This is a genomic window from Microbacterium sp. C-MGS6, from assembly GCF_058140415.1.
The window spans coordinates 102,347-121,248 of record NZ_CM176934.1 but is presented as its reverse complement, the minus strand read 5'-3'; the positions used below and the strand labels follow the sequence as shown (position 1 = coordinate 121,248).

The 18,902-nt window shown below is 68.5% G+C and carries 16 protein-coding genes; 11 read left to right on the top strand and 5 right to left on the bottom strand.

Going from position 1 to position 18,902, the window contains the following annotated elements; translation table 11 throughout:
• Positions 1-139 precede the first annotated feature (139 nt).
• Both AC3B5L_RS00595 and AC3B5L_RS00590 read right to left on the bottom strand, forming a co-directional pair.
• On the bottom strand, positions 140-1,255 hold the full coding sequence (locus AC3B5L_RS00595) for a hypothetical protein (RefSeq protein ID WP_490096055.1): 1,116 nt from the start codon (positions 1,253-1,255) through the stop codon (positions 140-142).
• Between the two features lie 129 nt (positions 1,256-1,384).
• On the bottom strand, positions 1,385-2,071 hold the full coding sequence (locus AC3B5L_RS00590; RefSeq protein ID WP_490096054.1) for a hypothetical protein: 687 nt from the start codon (positions 2,069-2,071) through the stop codon (positions 1,385-1,387).
• Between the two features lie 132 nt (positions 2,072-2,203).
• Here AC3B5L_RS00590 and AC3B5L_RS00585 point away from each other — a divergent pair, with 132 nt between their 5' ends.
• Positions 2,204-2,398: a hypothetical protein gene (locus tag AC3B5L_RS00585; RefSeq protein ID WP_490096053.1), complete on the top strand. Its 195-nt coding sequence runs from the start codon at positions 2,204-2,206 to the stop codon at positions 2,396-2,398.
• A gap of 314 nt (positions 2,399-2,712) precedes the next feature.
• Positions 2,713-3,396 carry a Pr6Pr family membrane protein gene (locus tag AC3B5L_RS00580; protein ID WP_490096052.1) on the top strand — a complete coding sequence of 228 codons (684 nt, stop codon included), beginning with the start codon at positions 2,713-2,715 and terminating at the stop codon, positions 3,394-3,396.
• A 79-nt stretch (positions 3,397-3,475) separates the two neighbouring features.
• Here AC3B5L_RS00580 and AC3B5L_RS00575 read toward each other — a convergent pair whose 3' ends face one another.
• Positions 3,476-4,837 carry a trimethylamine monooxygenase gene (locus tag AC3B5L_RS00575; RefSeq protein ID WP_259954108.1) on the bottom strand — a complete coding sequence of 454 codons (1,362 nt, stop codon included), beginning with the start codon at positions 4,835-4,837 and terminating at the stop codon, positions 3,476-3,478.
• Between the two features lie 214 nt (positions 4,838-5,051).
• On the opposite strand from AC3B5L_RS00575, the gene AC3B5L_RS00570 reads away from it, so the two are divergent.
• Entirely contained in the window at positions 5,052-6,026 is a 975-nt protein-coding gene (locus tag AC3B5L_RS00570) for a DMT family transporter (protein ID WP_280565873.1), read from the top strand.
• Here the strand turns inward: AC3B5L_RS00570 and AC3B5L_RS00565 are convergent.
• Together AC3B5L_RS00565 and AC3B5L_RS00560 are read right to left on the bottom strand one after the other, a co-directional pair.
• Positions 5,953-7,218 carry an MFS transporter gene (locus AC3B5L_RS00565; protein WP_259954111.1) on the bottom strand — a complete coding sequence of 422 codons (1,266 nt, stop codon included), beginning with the start codon at positions 7,216-7,218 and terminating at the stop codon, positions 5,953-5,955. The two genes, AC3B5L_RS00570 and AC3B5L_RS00565, sit on opposite strands and share 74 nt — an antisense overlap.
• Positions 7,215-8,333, bottom strand: coding sequence for a HesA/MoeB/ThiF family protein (locus tag AC3B5L_RS00560; protein ID WP_366237188.1), 1,119 nt, complete (start codon positions 8,331-8,333; stop codon positions 7,215-7,217). The genes AC3B5L_RS00565 and AC3B5L_RS00560 overlap by 4 nt, the downstream gene beginning before the upstream one ends.
• A gap of 319 nt (positions 8,334-8,652) precedes the next feature.
• Here AC3B5L_RS00560 and AC3B5L_RS00555 point away from each other — a divergent pair, with 319 nt between their 5' ends.
• The 8 genes from AC3B5L_RS00555 (at position 8,653) to AC3B5L_RS00520 (ending at position 18,890) form a co-directional block, all read left to right on the top strand.
• Positions 8,653-9,741, top strand: a complete 1,089-nt coding sequence (locus AC3B5L_RS00555) for an AAA family ATPase (protein WP_259954114.1) — start codon at positions 8,653-8,655, stop codon at positions 9,739-9,741.
• A 31-nt stretch (positions 9,742-9,772) separates the two neighbouring features.
• Positions 9,773-10,660 carry a DUF58 domain-containing protein gene (locus AC3B5L_RS00550; RefSeq protein ID WP_490096051.1) on the top strand — a complete coding sequence of 296 codons (888 nt, stop codon included), beginning with the start codon at positions 9,773-9,775 and terminating at the stop codon, positions 10,658-10,660.
• Complete coding sequence (locus AC3B5L_RS00545) at positions 10,647-11,135, top strand: hypothetical protein (RefSeq protein ID WP_259954116.1); 489 nt, start codon at positions 10,647-10,649, stop codon at positions 11,133-11,135. The genes AC3B5L_RS00550 and AC3B5L_RS00545 overlap by 14 nt, the downstream gene beginning before the upstream one ends.
• Positions 11,126-12,112: a VWA domain-containing protein gene (locus AC3B5L_RS00540; protein WP_232089139.1), complete on the top strand. Its 987-nt coding sequence runs from the start codon at positions 11,126-11,128 to the stop codon at positions 12,110-12,112. Before AC3B5L_RS00545 ends, AC3B5L_RS00540 begins: the two co-directional genes overlap by 10 nt.
• Complete coding sequence (locus tag AC3B5L_RS00535) at positions 12,109-13,161, top strand: vWA domain-containing protein (RefSeq protein ID WP_187662852.1); 1,053 nt, start codon at positions 12,109-12,111, stop codon at positions 13,159-13,161. Before AC3B5L_RS00540 ends, AC3B5L_RS00535 begins: the two co-directional genes overlap by 4 nt.
• A 216-nt stretch (positions 13,162-13,377) precedes the next feature.
• Positions 13,378-16,917, top strand: coding sequence for a PKD domain-containing protein (locus tag AC3B5L_RS00530; RefSeq protein ID WP_490096050.1), 3,540 nt, complete (start codon positions 13,378-13,380; stop codon positions 16,915-16,917).
• A gap of 126 nt (positions 16,918-17,043) precedes the next feature.
• Positions 17,044-17,793: a hypothetical protein gene (locus AC3B5L_RS00525; protein ID WP_187664061.1), complete on the top strand. Its 750-nt coding sequence runs from the start codon at positions 17,044-17,046 to the stop codon at positions 17,791-17,793.
• On the top strand, positions 17,787-18,890 hold the full coding sequence (locus AC3B5L_RS00520) for a DUF4064 domain-containing protein (RefSeq protein ID WP_259954119.1): 1,104 nt from the start codon (positions 17,787-17,789) through the stop codon (positions 18,888-18,890). The genes AC3B5L_RS00525 and AC3B5L_RS00520 overlap by 7 nt, the downstream gene beginning before the upstream one ends.
• Positions 18,891-18,902: the final 12 nt, after the last annotated feature.

Below are 18,902 nucleotides of genomic sequence, written 5' to 3'. Positions count from 1 at the left end.
AGGCCTCCGACAGCCCTCGGAAGCGCGATACGGGACGGAATACACACCGGCCCGAGGCCCTGGAGGCGCAGTTTCGATCCCGCACCGGGCGGCGGCGCGCGTTCGTCGACGAAGGCTCACCGAGGACCAGCACTTCCGCTCACGAGGAAGGGACTCGTAGCGATTCCGGCACGACCTTCGCCTGTGCGATCCCACGGGGACCGCCTGGTGTGGTGTGGACCGAGCCCACGAGATCGGGTGGCGGCCATGTGGTGCTGAGCCCCCGGCGTATCGCGTCTGCCCTTGCCGGTGTGGTGGACCATCGGTGCATGAGCCCCTCCGGGAACTCCTGGATCTCGCCACCTCGGAGACGGGGCCGGACCAGCGTGGAGTACTCCGCGTCGTACCAGGTGGCCCACTGAGGGTCGACCGGCAGCCCTCCCCACGCTCCGTCGAAACCGCGCGGACGCGCCGTCGCGAACCGAGTGTCGTTGAGCTCGGCGAAGGCGAAGAAGCTGCCGACGCGACGTGCCACATCCACGAGGAACCCCGCGACTGCGCCTAACGCGTCCGACTCCACCAAGTGGTCGAGCTCGAAATCGATCGAGATCGTCTGATAGTCGCCACCGATCGGGGTCCATGGAGAGATGCTCGCCGAGATGAAGTCCTTGCTCGTCATGGCAAGGCTGTCGGCGCGACATTCCGCCCGGTACAGGGCATCGAAGGCGGCGCCACCGTCGCGGGGAAGGCGTCCTTGAAAGGGTTCATGCGACCCGAAGCGAACAGGCACAGCGAGCGGGAAGCTCTCCCGGACCGCTTGGAGGTACCGTTCGGCAAGCGCAGTGGCGTCCGCGAGTTCGCCAAACCTTCGGAACCACCGGAGGTGAACGTAGAGCTTCTCCGCCGTCCGCTGTGAAGGGTCGGCTTCCTCGTCCTCAGGTGAGGAGATCACCTGAGGATCGACCACCTGCCCGCCGACCGCGGTGGCGAGATCCTCCGCATACTCCTTCGCCGCGCCAAGATGGTGATCGTTGGGCTCGGCACGGAACTCGTCGCCCACGGACTTCACGTCGTACGGCACGCGAACGTGATAGACGCACGTCGATCCGGGGAGGGTGCGGGCCACGACCAGAGGAAGGTCGTCACGCTCCACGCGCATCGGGCCTTCCACAGAAAACGCCACTTCGCCCGAGGAATCGAGGGCCCTGACGTCTTTCGCCCCCCAGCCGAGGGCGCGCTTCAGGCGCATTCCCGGTGGCGCGGCGATCTTCGCCAACTCACGAGGGCTCAATCTCACGCTCCCGAAAACGTCAAGATCGTATGACACCTGTCTTCTCCCCTCGCACTGGCCAGGAAGCTTGCCCTCCGAGCGGCCCCACCGACGCTATCGTGCGAGTAATCGCAGTCACCGGACCTTGACGAAGTAGTCCGATGACAGGAGCGCGATGGGCATCTCGCTCGCGCGAGCCGTCGATTTGCGGTGATTGTCAGGATCCGCCTGAACAGGAACGAACTCGAAGGGGACCCAGGCCCCCGGCTCCGTCCATGAAGCGCTGACGCTCGTCGCGGGCATGTTCGAGCGATAGACCATGCCGCCGCTCAGCTCGCGATGCGCACCCGCGGTCAGATGCGGGCGGACGAGGTCGGCGTACTCCGTGGAGAACCAGCTCAGCCACGGAGGGCTCTGCGGCAGCCCCGGCCACTCACCCCATTGCGGCAGCGCCATCGTCGGTGAGAAGCGGGACTGCGTGACCTCGGCGTACGAGAAGAAGCTGCTCGAACGCTGTGCGAAATCGACGAAGAAGCTCTCGAAGGCGCTGACGAATCGAGGCTTGGAGAGCGCCGCCGCGTCGAAGAGTAGGTGTGCGGACTGGTGTTCAGCGACGAACTGATCGGACCACGAATCCAGGAATCCCGAGATGAGGGGCTTTCGCCCCCGGAGGACCAGTCTGCTTTGGTGACTATCTTCGCGGTAGATGCGGTCGGCCCCTTCCACCCCGTCCTCGGCGAGCTTTCCTCGTAGTGGCTCGCTGACCCCGAACACGGTGGGCAGTGCGGCCGGAAGATGCTCCTTCGCTGACTCGAGATACATCTGAGCAAGCGAAGGGCTTTCCTCGTCGAAGCACCGGAACCACTCGACGTGCAGGAACTTCTCGCGGCTGGGCCCGGTCCTCCGTGACACGTATCGAGGGTCGGACGTCTCCTCCACGACGACCTGTGGATCGTGCACGACCCCTCCCACCGCCCCGGCAAGCTCATCCGCGAAACGCAGCGCGTGTCCGATATGCGGCTGCGCAGAACCTTCGACGACGACTCTGTACCGGAAGCGCACGTTGCCGGGGAGACCGGTGGGAACACTGTCCATGTCCTCGCCGCCGACGTCGTGGGGCCCGTCGACGATGAAGCAGTACTCCCCTGAATCATGAGTGCAGACCTGGACGAGTCCATCGCCAGGGATCTCGCTCGCTGTGACTGGACCCGCCCCGGTCTGCACCACGGACGATGCGAGCCGGAGCTTTCCATACACTTCGATGTCGTACGACATGACTACCTCCGGCGGGTCCGTGGCCTTCGTGACGCCATCTCGACCATCATTCCCGAAGCTTGTCCGCCGGGGAAGCGCGATACGGGACGGGATACGCTCCTCCCCGAGTCGCCGGAGGCACGGTTTCGATCCCACACCCGGGGCGGAGGCACGGTTTCGATCCCGCTACAGTGGCGACGGAGGTGGCGATGACGCGGTGGTGGCCTTACATCCGACTCGCGGCGGCGGCGCTCGCGGTGGCGGCGATCGTCGCGCAGCTCGTGCGCACCCTGGAGATCGCCCTCACCGCAGACACCGCGTGGGGCGCGCATCTGCCCACCGTGTTCGCGAACTTCTTCAGCTTCTTCACGATCCTCTCCAACGTGCTTGCAGCGGTGGTGCTGGCCGTCGGCGGGATCTGGGGGCTGATCCACCGAGATGCCCGGGTCGAGCCGACGTGGCTGGCGACGCTGCTCGTGTGCGCGAGCACCTACATGATCGTCACGGGCGTCGTCTACAACACGCTGCTCCGGGGGATCGCGCTGCCGCAGGGAGCCACGGTCGCCTGGTCGAACGAGGTGCTGCACGTCGTCATCCCGCTCGTCCTGCTCGCCGACGTGCTGTTCGCGCCGCGTCGTCGTGCGCTCGGCTGGGGCGCCGTGGGGATCGCCGCGATCTTCCCGATCGTGTGGGTGATATACACACTGCTCCGCGCGAACCTCGTGACCGCACCCGCGACCGGGAACCCGTGGTGGTACCCGTACCCCTTCCTCGATCCCTCGTTGAACGGCGGCTACGGCGGTGTCGCACTCTGGGTGCTCCTCATCGCCGCGATCATCCTCGCCACTGCCACGGTCGTCGTGGGGATCGGGCGGCGTCGGGCCAGGCGGTGACCCACCCCTTCCCGTGCGCCCCACCCCCTTGCGAACGTGCGAAAAGGGGTGGGACGGCCGGAAGGGGGTGGGTCGGCGATCAGACGAGGAGCGCGTCGGCCTCGAGATAGCGCTCGAGGGAGTCGTCGAGCTCGTCCAGCCACGGGGTGTGGTGTGCGGCGGCGAGCGTCCCGGTCATGACCGAGGGGTACACGCGGTCGCGGTAGCCCATGATGTCGGCCTTCTTGTCGTGCTTCCAGGCGAGGAAGATCTCCACGACGCGATCGAGGTCGAACGCCGGATAGTCGGTGCACTCCAGCAGGTCGCGGATGTAGTCGGCCTGGAAGCGGATCTCCGTCGCCGCCGAGTCGATCTCGGCGAACCGCTTCCGCCACGCGGCGATGGACGCGGCACGCTCGGCCTCGTCGGGGAGGGCGATCCGGCCGAGGATGACGTCGCGCACGAACCAGGCCTGCGCGTCGAACATGTTGAACGTGAACCACTGGTCCTGCGCGCCGAGGTAGGCGAGGCGCGGGTTGCCCTGCCAGAGCACCCCCCGGTACAGCCCGTCGGGGTAGACGTTGTTCGGCGAGGACAGGGCGAGCTCCGCGGGCAGGAACGGGTACTTGTGCAGGTAGCCGGTGCAGAGGATGACCGCGTCCACCTCCTTCGAGGTGCCGTCGGCGAAGTGCACGGTACGGCCCTCGAAGCGCTCGACGCACGGACGCTCCTCGAAGCCCTCCGGCCAGTCATAGCCCATCGGCGCGGTCCGGTAGCTCGCGGTGACCGAGCGGGCGCCCATCTTGAACGCCTGGCTGCCGATGTCCTCCGCCGAGTAGCTCGACCCGATCACGAGCACGTCCCGCCCGGCGAGGGCCTCCGCGCCCCGGAAGTCGTGCGCGTGGGCGACGGATCCGGGGAAGGTCTCGATGCCGTCGAAGTGCGGCACGTTCGGGAAGGAGAAGTGACCGCTGGCCACGACGACCCGGTCGAACTCCTCCGTGGTGGTGCGCCCGGTGGGCAGGTGCTCGCTGGTGAGGCGGAACACCTCACGCTCCTCGTCGAACTCCACCCAGCGCACCGCGGTCTCGAAACGGATGAGGTCGCGCACCTGCGTCTTCGCGAGACGCCCGGCGATGTAGTCCCACAGCACCGGACGCGGCGGGTACGACGAGATCGGCCGTCCGAAGTGCTCGTCGAAGGTGTAGTCGGCGAACTCCAGGGCCTCCTTCGGGCCGTTCGACCACAGGTTGCGGTACATGCTGGAGTGCACGGGCTCGCCGTACTCGTCCAGCCCGGTGCGCCAGGTGTAGTTCCACTGGCCGCCCCAGTCGGCCTGCTTCTCGAAGCAGACCAGTTCGGGGATCTCCGCCCCCGCACGGGCCGCGGACTCGAAGGCCCGCAGCTGCGCCATCCCCGAGGGGCCGGCGCCGATGATCGCTACTCGTTCACTGTTCGTCACGTATCGTCCTCAAACTCTTCCGTCATGTATCGGGCGCAGCCGTATCCGGGAGAGGAGGACAGTTCTTCCCCGGTGGGAGCGGAACGCTCGACCCGCCCGGACAGTGGCTGCTCTTCGACGTTAGCAGTGCCCCGCGGCGACGCTGGCGGGAATGCGACGACGGCTGTCGCTTCCGCGCATCGCCGATGTCGGCGGCCGGTGCCAGGATCGGACGGTGCGACAGGACATCAGGGCATCGGAGCGGCTCGACCCGCAGGGCTCGCCGGCGCGATCGCGCGGCGCCCTCGTGCTGCTCGCAGCCGGCGTGACCGTCGTACTCTGGGCGTCGGCTTTCATCGGGATCCGTGGCGCGGGGCCGCACTACGACCCCGGGGCCTTGGCGCTGCTGCGCATGGCCGTGGGCACCCTCGTGCTGACGATCATCGCGCTCCGGCACGGCATCCGTCTCCCGGAGCGCCGCCACTGGCTGCTGATCGCCGTGTGGGGCGTCGGATGGTTCTGCATCTACAACCTTGCCCTCAACAGCGCCGAACGCACCCTCGACGCCGGGACCGCCGCGATGGTCGTGAACCTGGCGCCGCTCATGGTCGTCGTCTTCAGCGGTCTCTTCCTCCGGGAGGGATTCCCCCGACCCCTCGTGATCGGCGCTCCCATCGCCTTCCTCGGGGTGGTCCTCATCGGCATGAACTCCACCAGCAGCACCGGCCCCGACCTCACGGGCCTCCTGCTGGCCCTTCTCGCCGCGGTCATGTACGCGGGGTGCACCCTGCTGCAGAAAAACCTGCTCACCTCAGGGGTCGACGCCACCACGCTGACCTGGCTCGGGGCGGCCGCCGGCACGATCGCCCTGCTTCCCTGGCTCGGCGCCCTGATCGCCGACGTGCAGACGGCGCCCCTCGACGCAACGCTATGGGTGGTCTACCTCGGTATCTTCCCCACCGCGATCGCCTTCACCACCTGGGCGTACGTGCTGCAGCGCAGCACCGCGGGGAAGACCTCCGCGACGACGTACGTGGTCCCGGCCCTCGCGATCCTGCTGTCCTGGCTGATCCTCGGGGAGGTGCCCACCCCGCTCATGTTCGTGGGCGGCGCGCTGTGCCTGCTCGGCGTGCTCATCACGCGTCTGCGATGGCACCCGCGGACAGGGGAAGCGGTTCGACCTGGTCGAACTCGCTCCTCCGGGGAATAGCTCCGACCGCCCTGGAGAGCGCAGCGGCCACCGCCGTCCCCGCGAGGATGGCGAGAGGCACCCCGACCGCAAGGTAGTAACCGGCGTACTCCAGAAGCGCTCCGGCCAGCAGAGGCGCCGCACCGCCGGCGAGCGCTCCGAGCAAGGACGAAAGCGACAGCACGCGACCGCGGATCTGGTCGGGGATGATCAACGCGAGGTACGACCCCTGCACGGCGTTGAGAGGTATCAACGGCATCGAGGCGACGAAGCCGATGACCGCCACAGCGGGAACGCTCTGAGTAACGAGAAGAGCGGTGAACGCCAGAGTGATCATGCAGATCGATAGGCGCACGATCGCGCGCCCGCTGTATCGGCGGAGTATCCATCCCGCGACGGCTCCACCTGCGAGCACGCCTGCGCCCTGCATGGTCTGGATGGTTCCGATCTGCCACGCGGGGGTGCCTGTCTGTTGCTGGCTGAGCACGATGGTCATTCCACAGGCACCAAGGCAGAAGTTGACCAGCACGATCAGACCGATGAGGGTTCGCGGTTGACGCCACACCGCCAGCCAACGACGACCTGCGGCGAGCGATCGCACCCCCGCTTCGTCACCGAGGCCCTCGGGGCTGAGGTCCTTGCGTATCGCGAGGGCGGATCCGACTTCTCCGAGCCGAGCGACCGCCGAGACGATCAGCGGCAACGAAGGGTGCACACCGAAGAGCAGCCCCGATACCGGTGCCGCCGCAAGCCGGATGGCTGCGTCGCGAGACTGGTTGGCTGCGGATGCCTCGGCCAGGAATCGCTTCCCGACGATGCGCGGGAGCGCGACGTCCGTGACCGTGAAGAAGAGCCCCACGACGAGCCCCTCTCCTGCCGCGATCACGATGAGCGCAGCTGTCGTCAGCGTGCCCGTGACGTACATCGCCGACAGCCCTCCGTAGATTGCGAACGCGGACGCGCCCGACCAGATCATCAGCCTTCGGGCGTCGAACCTGTCGGCGAGAACGCCACCAGGAAGGGTCGACACCGCCCGCGCGACGGCCGAGACAGTGCCGATCAGCCCTGCGAGAAAGGCGTCGGATGTGACGTAGTAGCCGAGAAGAGTGAAGGCGAAGGCCCCGATGCTCAGGCCGACTTGGGTGAGCGTGTCACCGGCGAACCACGCCCGATAGTCGCGGACGCGCCAGAGACCCAGCCGAGGCGGATTCACAGCGGGTCGGCATCGAAGATGTAGTCGAACTGGGAGTCGCCCGATCCGCACGTCGGGCAGCCCGGGTGTCGATCCCAGTTCATGATGATGCGGAGCGCTCCTGAGATGTAGTTCACCTCGACCTGTCGGCCGAGACCCAAAGGGGCCGCGTATCCGGTGATCAGGCGCATCGCCTCGTCCACGCCGAAGGACGTGAGCCTCTGAATGTGCGGCGCAATCGCCGCGGTCGCCGCGTCTCTCGCCGGCGACATCAGTGCATGGAACTGCCGCAGGAAGCCATCCGTGTTGAGTTCGTCGAAGATGTGCAAGCAATCGAGGCAGCCGGACTCTCGCGGAACCACCGAGAAGAAGCGGCCGCTGGTGTGCTGAGTGAGCATGATGACGACGGGGATTCCGAGTCGCACCGCCGCGGCGTTCGCACGGCGTTGGGCAATGAACCGAGGCTCATCGATGGCGCAGATGATGACGTCGGCTCCCCGCGCGACCCGAACGATGTCGTCCACCGAGGCGACCTTCAGATCGAACACCTCGACATCGACGTCCGGAGCGAACGCTCGACAATACTCTGCGCTTACGTCGGTCTTCTTCCGCCCGATATCACTCGTCCGGAACAGAGTCTGCCGGTTGAGGTTGCTCTCATCTACGACGTCGTAGTCCAGGATGGTGAGCTTACGGAGGCCGCACGCCAGAAGCTGCGGGAGGCTTGCGCTTCCGCCCCCTCCGAGCCCGAGCAGAACGACATGAGACTCGCGGAGAACGTGCTGGGCACGATTCGCCGCTGCCTGCGTATTCTCGGCGGCGGCCGCAAAGAACGTCTGATTGGCCTCCAGCCGAACGGGCAGGCTGTCGTAAGAGCACGCGTCCTCGATGAGGCCGCTTGCGTCGAGATACTGGATCCCCTCGCGCACGTCGTCTTCAGACAGGTCGCCGAGGGCTTGGCACGCCTCTCGAAGGACGTCGCGGTACTCACGCCTGCCGTCGAGCAGCGGTAACAGGACGCGCAATTGGCCCTGCGGGTCGGTGAGCTCCTTCGTGATCCCCTGCTGCGCGCCGATGCGGACGACATCGTCAGCGAGCCAATAGATGGGTAGCGCTCTTTTGATCTGCGGTCGCATGAAGTTCCTTCCGGCCCCGTATCGCTCGACCGAGGAGGCCGAGCGATACGGGGTGGCGTGCGCGTTCTCAGAGAACACCCCAGCTGATGTCACGTTCCTTGGTTGCCCGAACTGTGAACGACATAGCTCCTCCTCTCGCATAGTCGGGTCGGTATCGAACGAGCCAAGTATCAGCGGGTAAAACGTTGCATGTCAATGGAGGCGTTGGAGCAGACTCATCCGGCCGCTTAGCGGCGACCTCCGCGCAGGTTGCGATTACGCTGGTCGGCGGAGGGGCGCGCCGTGCGGGCCCGCGTGTGACCGAGGGAGACGAAGACCGATGACCGACGCCGACGCGCCGACCCCGCCGACGATCTCCGCACCCCCGCCGCCCCCCGCGTCCGCCGCGCCAACCGCCGCCCCGGCACCCGCCGCTGCTTCCGCCGCTCCGACCGACGCCGAGATGGCGCGCGCCGGTTCCGTGCTGCAGACGATCTCCGACGCGTACTCCGCGAAGATGGTGGGCCAGGAGCGCCTGCGCACCAGCCTGCTCGTGGCGCTCATCGCCGGCGGTCACATCCTCCTCGAGAGCGTGCCCGGCCTCGCCAAGACCACTGCCGCCAGCACGCTCGCGGACACCGTGAAGGCGAAGTTCAAGCGCATCCAGTGCACGCCCGACCTCCTGCCGAGCGACATCACGGGCAACCAGATCTACGACGCCGCGACGGGCAGCTTCCGGACGGTGCTCGGCCCCGTGCACGCGAACTTCGTGCTGCTCGACGAGATCAACCGCTCCAGCGCCAAGACCCAGAGCGCCATGCTCGAGGCGATGCAGGAGCACCAGACCACCGTCGGCGGCGAGATCCACCCGCTGCCGAAGCCGTTCCTCGTGATCGCGACGCAGAACCCCATCGAGCAGGAGGGCACGTACGAGCTGCCCGAAGCGCAGATGGACCGGTTCCTCCTCAAGGAGATCGTGGAGTACCCGAGCCCGGCGGAGGAGTTCGAGATCCTCAGCCGCATCGACTCGGGCGTGCTCGACCCCGACCGGCACGTGCACAGCGCCGTCACGCTGGACGACGTGCACCTGCTGCAGGACGTCGCGAGCCGCATCTACGTCGACCCCGCGATCCGCAACTACATCGTGTCGATCGCGTACGTGACCCGGAATCCCGCGCCGTACATCGGGGACGAGCGCGCCCGCTTCATCAAGTACGGCGCGAGCCCGCGGGCCAGCATCGCCTTCCTCCAGGCCTCGCGCGCCCTCGCCCTCCTCAGCGGCCGGACCCACGTCCTTCCCGAGGACATCCGCGCCCTGCGACACCTCGTGCTGCGGCACCGCGTGCTGCTGACGTTCGAGGCTGACGCCGAGGGCATCCGCAGCGAGGAGATCATCGACCAGATCTTCGCCGCCGTGCCCACCCCCTGACCCGTCGACACGTTCACGGATCCCGCGCCAGATGCCCAGCCTCATCACGCAGGTGAAGAGCAAGCTCTTCATCCACTCGAACCGCAAGTCGCTGCACGCGCTCGACGGCGCCTACGCGTCGTTGCTGCACGGGCGGAGCCTCGACTTCGAGGACCTGCGCAAGTACGAGTACGGCGACCAGGTGCGCGACATCGACTGGCGCGCGACCGCCCGCCTCGGCACCCCGTTGGTCAAGCGGTCACGGGCCACGCGCATGCACACGGTGATGTTCGTCGTCGACACGGGACGCTCGATGACCGCTCTCGCCGCGGACGAGCGCTCGAAGAAGGACCTGGCGATCCTGGCGACCGGAGCCCTCGGCGTGCTGACGCTCCGGCACGGCGACGACTTCACGGTCGTCTACGGCGACGCCTCCCGCGTCCGTCGCCTGGCACCGGGGCGCAGCGAAGGTGCCCTGGAACACGCGCTGCGGACGATCGACCGCGCGGTCGACGACGCGGCCGCCCCCAGCGATCGCGACGCCCTGCTCTCCTTCGTCACGCGGACGATCGCGCGGCGCATGATCGTCGTCGTCGTCACCGACGAGGCCCCGGTGACGACGGAGACCGAGCGGCTGCTGCGCCGACTGCGCGTGCAGCACGACGTGCTCTGGATCACCCTGCGCGACGCCGAACCGGTGCTCGATCACCGGTCCGCGCGGCTGCGCGCCGACGTCGACAGCCTCTGGCAGGTTCCCGATTTCATCCAGGGCGACCGCACGATCGTGAACGAGCTCAGCGCGCAGCGGGCGGCGGATGCCGCCCGGCTCGCCGACCTGCTCACACGGATGGAGATCAGCCACGCCGCGCTCGACGGTCAGGACCACGCCGTTCCGCAGCTGCTGCACCTGTTGAACCGGAGGTCCGATGCCCGGTTCTGACGAGCTCTACCCCCCGGCGCAGTATGGGTGGGGATGGATGCTGCTCGCTCTCGGCGTCCTGGCGCTGCTGATCGTGGGCGCCTGGCTGCTGTTCCGGCTCACCCGCCCCCGCACCGCCGCCTCCGGAGGGGCCGCGGATGCCGGGCAGCCGTCCACGCTCGATGTGCTGTCCGCTCTGCGCTCGGAGTACCTCGACCGCATCGACCGCGTCGAGCACGACTACCGGGACCGCCGGCTCTCCGCACGGCAGGCGAACCTGGAGCTGAGCCGCGTCGTACGCACGTTCGTCAACGAGTACAGCGGTCTGGAGGCACCGGTGCTCGCCCTCGACGACCTCGTGTCCCGCGGCGTCCACCCGGCGCTCATCGACGCGATGGGTCGTCACTACTATCCGAGCATCTTCCGGCAGGGGCCCGCGATCGACCCGGTCGCCGGAGCCGAAGCCGCCAGGACGGTGGTGCGCGCATGGCACTAGCGAACGTCTGGATGCTGGTCCTCGCCGCCGCTGTCGTCGTCGCCGCGGTGGTGATCGGTCTCGTGGTGGGGCTGCGCCGCCATCGGGACCGGCGTGCGGCGGACACGGCCCGCGTGGCCAGGGCGGAGCGGCTGCGGGCGCTCCCGTCCTTCCGTCAGGCGCTGTCCCGTCGCGCCGTCGCCCTGACCGGCCTGCTCGCTCTCGGCGCGGGAGCGGCACTGGCCGCCGGCGTCGTGGCCGCACGGCCGATGTCCGCCCAGACGGTGCAGCCCGTCGACACCAGCCGAGACATCATGCTGTGTCTGGACGTGTCGGGCTCGATGTCCGAGGTCGACGTCGAGGTGCTCTCCGTGTTCGACGAGCTGCTCGACGGCTTCGAGGGGGAGCGCATCGGCCTGACGATCTTCAACAGCTCGCCCGTGCAGATCTTCCCCCTCACCGACGACTACGACTTCATCCGCGAGCACCTCGCGAGCATGATGTCGAGCTTCGACTACGTGGACGAGATCCCGGAGCACTGGCTCGGCACCCTCAACGGCGACGGCGCCTCCCTCATCGGCGACGGGCTCGCGGCGTGCACCATGGGCTTCGACCACCCGGACGACGACCGGTCGCGGTCGGTGATCTTCGCGACGGACAACGAGATCAACGGCGCCTCGATCGTGACGCTCGACGAGGCCGCGGCGTATGCGGCCTCGAAGGATGTGCGGGTGTTCGCGATCAACCCGGTCGAGGGCAAGGACGCCGACGTCAGCGCCGAGCTCGCGGCCGCCGCCGAGGCCACGGGAGGCGCCGCGTACGGACTCCGTGACACGACCACGGTCGGCGACATCATCGACGAGGTGCAGAAGCAGGAGGCCACGGCGCTGCGCGGCGAGGCGCAGGTGGTCTGGACGGACACCCCGAACCTGTGGATCGCCGTTCTCTCGGTCCTCGCGCTCGGCTTCGTCGTCCTGGTGTGGAGGGTGCGCCTGTGATCTTCCAGCCCGTCCTCCCCGTGTTCCTCATCCTGCTGCTGTGCGCCGGCGTCGCCGCGGTGGGCGTCTGGATGCTCGTCCGCGCCCCGCGGGTCGGCGGCGAGGTCGTGACCGATCGACGCGCTCTCGCCGTGCACCGGTCGCTGTGGGCCCTGCGGCTCGTGATGGTCCTCGCCTGCGCCGTGATGCTGCTGCGGCCGGGGCTCCCCGGAGGATCCACGCAGACGCTGGCGACCGACACCGACATCGTGCTGGTCGTCGACACCACCGCGAGCATCGTCGCCGAGGACTGGGACGACGGCTCTCCCCGGCTCGATGGCGTCCGCGCGGACGTGCGGGCCCTCGTGGAGGAGTACCCCGGAGCCCGTTTCGCCCTGGTCACCTCGGATGCGGCGGCCGAGCTGCGGATTCCGCTGACCACCGACACCACCGCCCTCCTCGGATCGCTGGACGTGCTGCGCCCCGAGGTCACGAGCCAGTCGCGCGGCAGCTCGATCGGCGTGGCCGCACCGCTGTTGAGCGAGACCCTCGCCGCCGCGGCGGAGTCGTCGCCGGACCGTTCGCGCATGGTCTTCTACTTCGGCGACGGCGAGCAGACGACGGGTTCCGCGCCGGAGTCCTTCGCCGACAGCGCGCGCTACACCGACGCCGGAGCCGTCTTCGGGTACGGGACGGCCGAGGGCGGTCCGATGCGCGTGACGACGGGCGGCCTCGATCAGATCGGCTCCGAGTACATCCAGTACCAGGGTGCCGATGCACTCTCCGTCATCGACGAGGGGAACCTCGAGACGATCGCCGGACAGCTCGGCGTCGAGTACGAGCACCGGGAGGCGGGCGTCGCCCCGTCGCTCCCCGCCGCACCGTCGAGTACCACCGCCTATTCCGACGCCGGCGAGGTGGGGAACGTGATCGAGCTGTACTGGGTCGCCGCACTGGTCATCCTCGCCGCGCTCGCGGTGGAGCTCACCCGCGCGACGATCCTGGTCGCCCGGCTCCGCGGTCTCCGCGTCCCTCGCGCCGGACGGTCGGTTCCACCCCACACCCCCTGACGGCGCCCGAGGCCCCGGGCTTCCCTGCAGATACGGCGTGTGTGCCGCGCCTTTCGATGGTATTGTGTTACCCGTCGCAGGCTCTTATGCCTTCGACGGGGGTTCGCCGAGGCGGACGACTGCGATACGAGCATCTCTGGGGGAAGCTCTCGCGGCCGGTCGTCCGGCGATGTCGTGCCGACGTGGGGTCGGCCATCAGAAGACTGGGGAACACACATGGGGAACAGTGCTGTCTGGAAGCGCGCGCGCACCGGCGTGGCCGGAGCGATCGCGGGGGTGATGGTCGCCGCGGGGCTGGTCGCCCTCGGTGGGGGTGCTGCCGTGGCCGCCGAAGCCCCGGGCGGCCTGCCTCCGCTGTTGCAGCGGGATCAGAACGTGGTCACGTCCGATCCGATCCCGACCGTGCAGATCGACGACGGGTATGTCTGGGCGCAGACGACGATCGGCTCGATCGTGTACGCGGTCGGCAAGTTCGACAACGCGCGCGAGCCGAAGGCCGCTCCGGGGACGGCGCTGACGGCGCGCTCCAACGTGCTCGCCTACAACATCGACACGGGCGCGCTCCTGCCGTTCGCGCCGAAGGTCAACGGCGTGATCAAGGCCGTCGCCGCCTCGCCCGACGGCACCCGGATCTACATCGGCGGCTCGTTCAACAAGGTCAACGGCAAGGACCGCTGGAACATCGCCGCGATCGACGCCAAGAGCGGCGAGCTCGTCCCCGGATTCGTGCCTTCCATCGGCGGATCCGGCGTCTACGCGCTGGCGACGTCGGGGACGACCGTCTACGCCGGCGGCCTCTTCACCCAGGCCAACGGCACGCCGCGGAAGAACCTGGCCGCCTTCGACACCACCAACGGTGCCCTCCGACCGTGGGCTCCGCAGACCGACCTCCAGGTCGATGCCATGGTCATGGACCCGGCCGGCGCGGACACGATCGTCGGCGGACGCTTCTCCCAGGTCAACGGCAACACCGAGATGCGCGGCAGCGCCTCCGTGGACAAGACCACCGGAGCACTGAACACGGACTGGGGGCTGGCCAAGACCGTCAAGAACGGCGCCGGATCCGGCATCTACGCCGGCAAGGCCGGGACGTTCGGTCTCGCCACCGACGCGACGGGTGTCTACGGCACCGGCTGGGGCTTCGCCGACGCCGCGACCGGCAGCCTCGAAGGTACCTTCGCCGCCGAGGCCGGCACAGGCAAGGTGCGCTGGATCGCGGATTGCCTCGGCGACCACTACGGCGTGTACTCGACCGGCAAGGTCGTCTACACCACCAGTCACACGCATTCATGCGAAACTCTGGGACTCCACCCGGAGCAGGCTCCGCGCGTACACCGCTATTCCGAGGCATACACGGCGGATGCTCGCGGAACGCTGGCACCCGCGCCGACCGCGCCCGGTCGCAAGGACTGGGGCGGCACGCCCGCCCCGTCGCCGTACGCGTGGTCACCCGATTGGGCGGTCGGGACCACCACAGGACTCGGTCAGGCCGGGTTGTCGATCACCGGCACCGGCACCATGATCTCCATCGGCGGCGAGTTCCGCTCCGTCAACAACGGACGGTTCGAAGGACTCGTCCGCTTCTCGACCACCCCTCCAGAGGGCCCGAAGGACGGCCCCCGCCTCTCCGGCGACAAGTGGGTGCCGACCGCGACTTCGCTCACCCCCGGGCGCGTGAAGGTCACCATTCCCGCCAACTGGGACCGTGACGATCTCACGCTCACATACGAGTTGCGCCGCGCCGACTCGACCACCCCTTTGTTCACCACGAAGGTGGACTCCACGTGGTGGAACCTGCCCGCAGTCAGCTTCGAGGACACGACGGCTCCGGTCGGCGCACAGCAGCAGTACACCTTCACGGCCACGGACAGCGACGGCCACACGGTTTCGAGCAAGACGACGACCGCCACGGCGGCCGCGTCCACACCTGCGTACTCCAACGCCGTGCTCGCTGACGGCCCCCAGTTGTACTACCCGTTGGGAACCGTCGCGCAGGATGTGGCAGGTACGAACAGCCCGCTCATCCGCTCAGGAGCGACGCCTCGGTCATCAGGCGTGCCGAAGGGCGTGGCCGGGGCGACAGCCCTCGACGGGACAGAGACCGGACGAGTCGACACGACCACGAAGGCCGCGGCGCCGTCATCGTTCTCGGCCGAGATGTGGTTCCAGACCTCGACGACCGCGGGCGGCGTGTTGTTCGACTTCGAGAGTTCGGCCGCTGGCTTCTACTCGAAGAACTACGACCGAACCGTCTACATGTCAGACAATGGCCGCCTGAACTTCGGGGTATACAACGACGGCACCAAAGTGCTCACGACCGCGACGGCATACAACGACAACCGCTGGCATCATGTCGTCGCGTCGGTGAGCCCCGAGGGAATGAAGCTCTTCATCGACGGAAAGCTCGACGGCCAGCTCCCTAACGTCACCACAGCGCAGGACTTCAACGGGTTCTGGAAGATTGGCGGTGGCAGGCTGAAGGGTTGGGCGGATGAGCCGACCAAGACTCTTGCCGCCCCTGCCAACCTCGCCGGCGATGCCCACCTCGTCGGCACTGTCGATGAGTTCGCGGTCTACCCGTATGGCCTGACCGCGGGACAGATCAAGACCCACTACAGCGTGGGGAATGGCTCCACAGCCCCCGTCGCCGCTTATACGGCCACGGCAAGCGGCCTCACCGCGGCCTTCGACGCGAGCACCTCCGTGCCGCCGGGGACGACCACGATCTCGGACTATCGCTGGGACTTCGGGGACGGTACGACCGGTACGGGCAAGACGCCGTCGCATGCCTACGGGAAGCCCGGCACGTACGCGGTCAAGCTCACGGTCACCGACAGCCAGAATCTCGTGGGCTCGGTCACGAAATCGGTCGTCGTCCAGGGCGCCGACACGCCGCCCACGGCCTCGTTCACCCTCTCCGCCTCGGGGTTGACGGTGACGGCGGACGCGTCGGCATCGACCGATGCCGACGGCAGCATCCGCAGCTACCGCTGGGACTGGGGTGACGGCACGACGGGTGAAGGCGCGACGGCGACGCACACGTACCCGACGGCCGGGACGCGGACGGTCACCCTCACGGTGACGGACGACGTCGGGGGCGCGGCGACCACCACCCGGGAGGCCGTTGTGGCGGAGCCCGCGCCGCTCGCGAGCGACGAGTTCGACCGGACCGCCGGCCCCGGCTGGGGCGAAGCCCTCGCCGGCGGCGCCTGGAAGATCGCCGGCGGGTCCGCGGCCGCGGCCAGCGTCGCCGACGGCTCCGGGCAGCTGAAGCTGGCCGCGGGAGACACCCGCCACGCGACGCTGAACGCCCCGTCGGTTCCGGACCCGGCGCTGGAGACGACCTTCCGCATCGATCAGCCGTCAAGCACAGGAGGCTCCTACATCGGGGTCATCGCCCGCGACTCGTCCGCTGGTCGGTATCTCGTCCGCGCCTGGCTTCGCCCTGACGGCACGGTCTGGCTCGTGGCGCACCGCGACGGCACCGCCCTCGCGACCCGGGCACTGAACGGCGTCACGGTCACCCCTGGCACCACGTACACGCTGAAGGCGTCCGTGACCGGAACGGACAAGACGTCGCTCGTCGCGAAGCTCTGGGTCACAGACGCCGCGGAGCCCGCCGATTGGCAGCTGCGGGCGAGCGACCCCACCCCGCTGCCGGCGGGTGGTGTGGGCCTGAGCGGCAGCCGCTCCGCGAGCGCGACCGCGCCGCTCGGCGTGTCCTTCGACACGTTCCGCGTCAAGGCTGCGCAGTAATCGGATCGGTCCACCGTATGAACGCCGGCCTCGAACGAGGCCGGCGTTCGTCGCGAACGCGGGTCCCGCCTGATCGTCGCGGATAGGATGTTCAGACGCCGACGACAGGGGAGGAGGTGGGTCGTGATGCCTGCGCAGGACGACCCCGCCGCAGCCCTCCTCCGCTCGAACCGCCGTCGCCGGCTCATCCGCCGGTGGGTCGCGATCGGGACGATCCCGCTCACCCTCGCCGCCCTCCTCTTCGTGGGCAAACTGCTGAGCATGTACGCGTTCGCCCACCAGGCCATCACCGCCTACGTCGTCGACGACTTCGCGGGTTCCGAAGCCTCGGCGCGTGGACAGGACGTCCTGAACTGGTTCGAGCCGTACAAAGCCCCCTACAACATCGGCACCGCACTGGCCGGTGCCGACGAGCTCCCCGCCTCCCGTGCGGAGCTGGAGCGCTCCCTCGACCTCGCGACCGGCCTGGAGGTCTGCCCGGTCCGGATCAACCTCGCTCTCGTCATCGAGCGGATGGGCGACGCCGCCAGGGCCGATGGCGATGGCGCCGGGGCGACCGCCCTCTACGGCGAGGCGCTGACCGTCACGGTCGAGACCCCGGAGGAGTGCCGCAGCGACGAGGCGCAGCAGCAGTCCCCCGACCCCGAGCGCGACATGTCGGACACCCTGGACAACACCGAGGACCGCCTCAAGCAGAAGCAACAGGAGCAGGAGCAGGAACAGCAGCCGCAGGAGCCGCAAGAGGATCAGGAGGAACCGCAGCCGTCCGAGGACAAGCTGCAGGACCTCCAGGACAAGCTCGAGCAGGGGACGCAGGAGCGCGACCAGCAACAGGGTGACGACCCCGGCGGCACCGGGACGGACAGGCCATGGTGAGTGATCACGAGCGGCAGCGCGCCCGCTACGTCGGCGGTACCGAGGGCGCCCCGCCCGTCCCGCCGCCCGGGGGCTACCGCGGTGCCCGGCGGCAGCAGCCGATCGGCCTCACGCCACCGGTCGATCCACAGCTGCCCACGGAGGAGAAGAAGACCTCCACGACTGCGCTCGGCTGGATCGCTCTGGTCGCCGCGATCCTCTTCACCCTGATCCTGTTCGGCACGCTCGTGGTCGGCGGCACCGACCTGCTGTACGGAGTGACGATGATCACGCTGCAGCTCGTGGTGCTCGGAGTGATCGTGGCCGCGCTCTTCACCCCCGGCGGACGACGGCTCGGTGTCATCGCGCTCGTCCTCACCGTCCTGTTCAACGTCGCGACCGTGGGGGCACTCAGCGCTCTGCGCACCTCGGCATCCGGGAACTACGAAGGCGTGAAGACCGCGGAACAGCGGCACGCGGAGGCCTACCCCGGGATCAAGGGCACCTCCCCGCAGGAGGCGCTCACCCAGCAGTCCATGGAGGAGGTGCGCGCGGAGGCTGATTCCCTCTTCACCGACATCCGTGAACGGCTCACCGCGGACTTCGGGTTCACGTGGGTCCAGGTCGGCGACGAGGATGTCCGGCCGGAGCGGAACGGCTACGGCGGCGAGTCGATGCTGTCGGAGTACACGTCGGCGGCCTGGGCGACCGAGCAGCCCGTGCAGGGCTACGCGCGCAAGCTCGACGTGATGGCGGCGATCGATGAGGTCGTGGCGTCCCACGGACTGTGGAACCTGTACTCGTTCAACGATCCGACGAACTCCGGCATCGACCCGTCCATGATCGCCAAGCTCTACGGCAGCGATGACCCTCGCACGCAGACGACGTGGGAGTACTACACGGAGAACTACCCCGACCCGCTGCGCTTCTACGCGAACATCTACGATTTGTCGAACGATGCCGACGGCGGCTTCCGCAGCTCGCGGGAGGCGCAGAGCGCGCGCACCGGCGAACCGATCGAGGGGCTCCAGCTCGTCGTGATCGCCGGCAAGGTGCTGAGCGAGGACGACCGCGCGGAGTTCGAGGAGCGGCTGCAGGACTACCCCGGCTTCGAGTGACCGGCCCGGTGC

Excerpts from the sequence above, each read along its gene's own strand:
- AC3B5L_RS00590 (WP_490096054.1), bottom strand. The coding sequence starts at position 2,071 with ATGTATCTCGAGTCAGCGAAGGAGCATCTTCCGGCCGCACTGCCCACC.
- AC3B5L_RS00580 (WP_490096052.1), top strand. The coding sequence starts at position 2,713 with ATGACGCGGTGGTGGCCTTACATCCGACTCGCGGCGGCGGCGCTCGCG.
- AC3B5L_RS00560 (WP_366237188.1), bottom strand. The coding sequence starts at position 8,333 with ATGCGACCGCAGATCAAAAGAGCGCTACCCATCTATTGGCTCGCTGAC.
- AC3B5L_RS00555 (WP_259954114.1), top strand. The coding sequence starts at position 8,653 with ATGACCGACGCCGACGCGCCGACCCCGCCGACGATCTCCGCACCCCCG.
- AC3B5L_RS00550 (WP_490096051.1), top strand. The coding sequence starts at position 9,773 with ATGCCCAGCCTCATCACGCAGGTGAAGAGCAAGCTCTTCATCCACTCG.
- AC3B5L_RS00545 (WP_259954116.1), top strand. The coding sequence starts at position 10,647 with ATGCCCGGTTCTGACGAGCTCTACCCCCCGGCGCAGTATGGGTGGGGA.
- AC3B5L_RS00540 (WP_232089139.1), top strand. The coding sequence starts at position 11,126 with ATGGCACTAGCGAACGTCTGGATGCTGGTCCTCGCCGCCGCTGTCGTC.
- AC3B5L_RS00530 (WP_490096050.1), top strand. The coding sequence starts at position 13,378 with ATGGGGAACAGTGCTGTCTGGAAGCGCGCGCGCACCGGCGTGGCCGGA.
- AC3B5L_RS00525 (WP_187664061.1), top strand. The coding sequence starts at position 17,044 with ATGCCTGCGCAGGACGACCCCGCCGCAGCCCTCCTCCGCTCGAACCGC.
- AC3B5L_RS00520 (WP_259954119.1), top strand. The coding sequence starts at position 17,787 with ATGGTGAGTGATCACGAGCGGCAGCGCGCCCGCTACGTCGGCGGTACC.